We start from the raw sequence: 3,194 nt of genomic DNA, 5'->3' as shown, positions 1-3,194 counted from the left end.
GTGATACCGCGAGCTTTTTCTTCTGGAGCGCTGTCGATCTTGTCGAAGTCAACCTTGGCCGAACCGAATACTTCGGAGCAGACGCGGGTCAGAGCAGCAGTAAGAGTGGTTTTACCGTGGTCAACGTGACCGATAGTACCAACGTTGACGTGCGGCTTGTTACGCTCAAACTTTTCTTTAGCCATTTTGACTGCCTCCCAGAGAAGAATTGACCAAGTATCACAGCCATAAAACAAAGGCAGATACTCTCATATCTGCCTTCATCAAATGGAGCTCATGAGCGGACTTGAACCGCTGACCTCACCCTTACCAAGGGTGTGCTCTACCAACTGAGCTACATGAGCGAAACACATTGCAAGAGCAGCAATGCTGGAGCGGGTAGCGGGAATCGAACCCGCATCATCAGCTTGGAAGGCTGAGGTTCTACCACTGAACTATACCCGCGTAGCCTGCAGCTCTCGCTAAATCTGGTGGAGGGAGAAGGATTCGAACCTTCGAAGTCGATGACGTCAGATTTACAGTCTGATCCCTTTGGCCACTCGGGAATCCCTCCAAACGGGGCGGCATTCTGTTTCGATGCCGACCTACTGTCAAGCAATTTCTCATTAAAAAACCTGAGGTTAGCTAATTTGACAGCAACTTCGCAGATTACTTGTTAGCGCCACCCTGCGAAGCGGGCGCCATTCTATGCATTCTATTGAACACTTGCAACCCCTTCACACGGCATTAATTGATGTTGTAAGCCTTTGAAGTCAAAAGCTAAACGCTGCAGCAGGGCATCATCAGCCAGACGCCGACTTTCCGGGGCAATACGCACCCAGAAACTGCGGTGCGCGCGGGTCAACTCACGCAAGGAAGGCTCGTAGCCGGCATCGCGCAGACGCTGCATGACACTGGCAGCGGAATCACTGCGTGGAAAGATACCCAAGGAAATACCATTAGCCAGATCGCCCTGGGTAATGATGTAGCTATCAATCTTGCGAGCCTGCAGCTCACGTAATTGCCGCAAAGAGGCCTGACGCGAAGCCAGAGGCGGCAGATACACCCAGTAATCGACACCCGCCGCAGCATCCATACTCTGCACACGCGACTGAATATCCAGACTAAGCAACCGCTGCTCAACCGAAGCAGCCTCTGCAGCCACCTCAAAGCTACCCAAAAACAGACAGACAGCCTCCGCCACGGGCGCCGCCACCACATCTCGACGTGCAGGAGCGCTGGATTCACTGAGCAATCGAATATCGCGCTTGCTCTCCTGCGCCATATTCAGCGGCGCGATCTCAGTAACCCGCAGCGGTGCCTGCTGCTGGTGCCAGACGTAGTAAAACAGATTCAAAACCACTAACCACAAGAACATCCAGCGCATGCATGACCTCAATCTACGGGGCAAGCGATCGCCAAGCCGATAAACACCAGATCTGGCACAACCTGCGCCCCAGGAATTTCATCAACAACCAGAGCCGCATCGCCACCGGTCAAAAACACATCGAATGAATTGCCCAGACATTCAACTGCCGCCGCCAGCTGGCCACTGACAAAACCACGCAGCATCAATAGACAACCACGCTCAACCGCCTCTGCCGTCGAACGCCCAGGCGAAAACCCCCTAAGCGCCTGAGCTGCCTCATCCGCGTCATAGCGTGTTCTGCGCGTATGGGTACGCAACTGAGTGCGCATCAACGGCAAACCAGGACAAATAAACCCACCCAGATGCTGCCCCTCGGCAGTGACAAAGTCAGATGTGACAGCGGTACCAAGGTCAATCACCAGGCAGCCACGTCGAGATAACTGATAAGCCCCAACAACTGCCAACCAGCGATCAGACCCAAGGCGCTCATACTGCTCATAGCCGTTACGCACCCCCGCAAGCTCAGTAGCCGGTCCTGCACGCAGACACACAACAGCAAAAGCAGTTTCGAGCAACGCCATTAAAGAGGTCGTTTCATCGTCACTGCGCACACTCACCAAACGACAAGTACGTAGCCGCGCACCCTGCTCTCGAACCGCCAGCAACAGCGCCTGATCGGAGTCAACGACACCACCCGCAACAGCCGAAGCCCCATCAAGCAAGCGCCACTTGATCAATGTATTACCGCAGTCGAGCTCAAGAATCATCACGCAACCTCAGACTAAGCTCGCCGCCACTGAAAACACGCTCCACACCTTCGACCTGCAGCCGAATGGCACCCGACTGATCCACACCAAGCACCACCCCTTCAACAGGCGCGCTACCTGCCGTCAACGCGACAGGACGCAACTGCCATAGATGATTACGCTGCCATTCATCTTGCAGCGCAGAAAAACCATCCCCCAGCTGGACTTCGAGGTAGCGGGACAGCTGCCGATTGAGTGCACGCACCAACGCATTACGATCCAGCTGATACCCCAACTCAACCCGCATAGACGTCCAGGCCTGACCAATTGTGCCGGACTCCGCAGCCAGCATATTCACGTTCAAACCGATGCCAATTACCACATGGCAAACATCTGCCGGATCACCGGACAACTCCAACAGGATACCGGCCAACTTACGCTCGCCGACTAGCACATCGTTGGGCCACTTCAATCCAGCAGAGGAAACACCGTGATCGCGAACGACCTGCAGCAGCGCCAACCCTACAGCCAGGCTCATACCTTCCAGCTGCCGCATGCCCCCCTCAATGCGCAACACGAGGCTGTAATAGATGTTTTCACCGAAAGGACTGACCCAACTGCGCCCGCGCCGACCGCGCCCGCTAGTCTGCCGCTCAGCCAACACATAGAACGGTAGCGCTGGCGATGACGGCAAAAGCCGCAACGCCTCAGCATTGGTCGAGTCGAGACTAGGAACCACATAAGCCTGCCAACCAGGCCCATCATCCTGGACATTCAAGCACTGCGCGTCCAACAACCTCAACGGTGCCTCTAACCGGTAACCGCGGCCACGCACCTTATGCACCGACAAGCCCAGCTCGGCTTGTAGCGCCTGCAGTTTCTTCCACACCGCAGCACGACTAACACCCAATTCAGCACCGAGGGCTTCTCCGGAGTGGAAGCGCCCGTCCTGAAGGAGCCTTAACAATGAAAGCATGCGAGTCCTACCAGCAAATGAGGCACGCATGATAGCGACGTGCCGTAATGTTGCCTATCAAAGCCGCGACAGTGGCTGGTTTGTTTTTGCGGGTAAAAGTAAAACCCCCGATCGTTTTCACGAT

General features: G+C 55.2%; 4 protein-coding genes and 3 tRNA genes. All 7 read right to left on the bottom strand.

The annotated features are described in order from the left end of the window. Positions 1 to 185: GTP-binding protein (locus DBR00_RS20495; protein WP_256583037.1), on the bottom strand; the 185-nt coding region annotated here is incomplete at its 3' end. Between the two features lie 83 nt (positions 186 to 268). Further along, positions 269 to 344: transfer RNA gene (locus DBR00_RS20490), tRNA-Thr, on the bottom strand. A 26-nt stretch (positions 345 to 370) separates the two neighbouring features. Then, positions 371 to 444: transfer RNA gene (locus DBR00_RS20485), tRNA-Gly, on the bottom strand. Positions 445 to 468: 24 nt separating this feature from the next. Further along, positions 469 to 553: transfer RNA gene (locus DBR00_RS20480), tRNA-Tyr, on the bottom strand. A 141-nt stretch (positions 554 to 694) separates the two neighbouring features. Continuing rightward, on the bottom strand, positions 695 to 1,366 hold the full coding sequence (locus tag DBR00_RS20475; protein WP_108490521.1) for an SPOR domain-containing protein: 672 nt from the start codon (positions 1,364 to 1,366) through the stop codon (positions 695 to 697). A gap of 8 nt (positions 1,367 to 1,374) precedes the next feature. Continuing rightward, entirely contained in the window at positions 1,375 to 2,115 is a 741-nt protein-coding gene (locus tag DBR00_RS20470) for a pantothenate kinase (protein WP_108490520.1), read from the bottom strand. Continuing rightward, positions 2,105 to 3,070 carry a bifunctional biotin--[acetyl-CoA-carboxylase] ligase/biotin operon repressor BirA gene (gene birA / locus DBR00_RS20465; protein WP_108490519.1) on the bottom strand — a complete coding sequence of 322 codons (966 nt, stop codon included), beginning with the start codon at positions 3,068 to 3,070 and terminating at the stop codon, positions 2,105 to 2,107. Before birA ends, DBR00_RS20470 begins: the two co-directional genes overlap by 11 nt. Between the last annotated feature and the right edge of the window lie 124 nt (positions 3,071 to 3,194).

Origin of the sequence: Pseudomonas sp. HMWF032, from assembly GCF_003060885.1 — a bacterium.
Classification (GTDB): Bacteria; Pseudomonadota; Gammaproteobacteria; order Pseudomonadales; family Pseudomonadaceae; genus Aquipseudomonas.
The sequence above is the reverse complement of the archived record's forward strand: the minus strand, read 5'-3'. Positions and strand labels throughout refer to the sequence as shown.

Coding starts and splice junctions, on each gene's coding strand:
- birA (WP_108490519.1), bottom strand. CDS start 3,070: ATGCTTTCATTGTTAAGGCTCCTTCAGGACGGGCGCTTCCACTCCGGA.
- DBR00_RS20475 (WP_108490521.1), bottom strand. CDS start 1,366: ATGCGCTGGATGTTCTTGTGGTTAGTGGTTTTGAATCTGTTTTACTAC.
- DBR00_RS20470 (WP_108490520.1), bottom strand. CDS start 2,115: ATGATTCTTGAGCTCGACTGCGGTAATACATTGATCAAGTGGCGCTTG.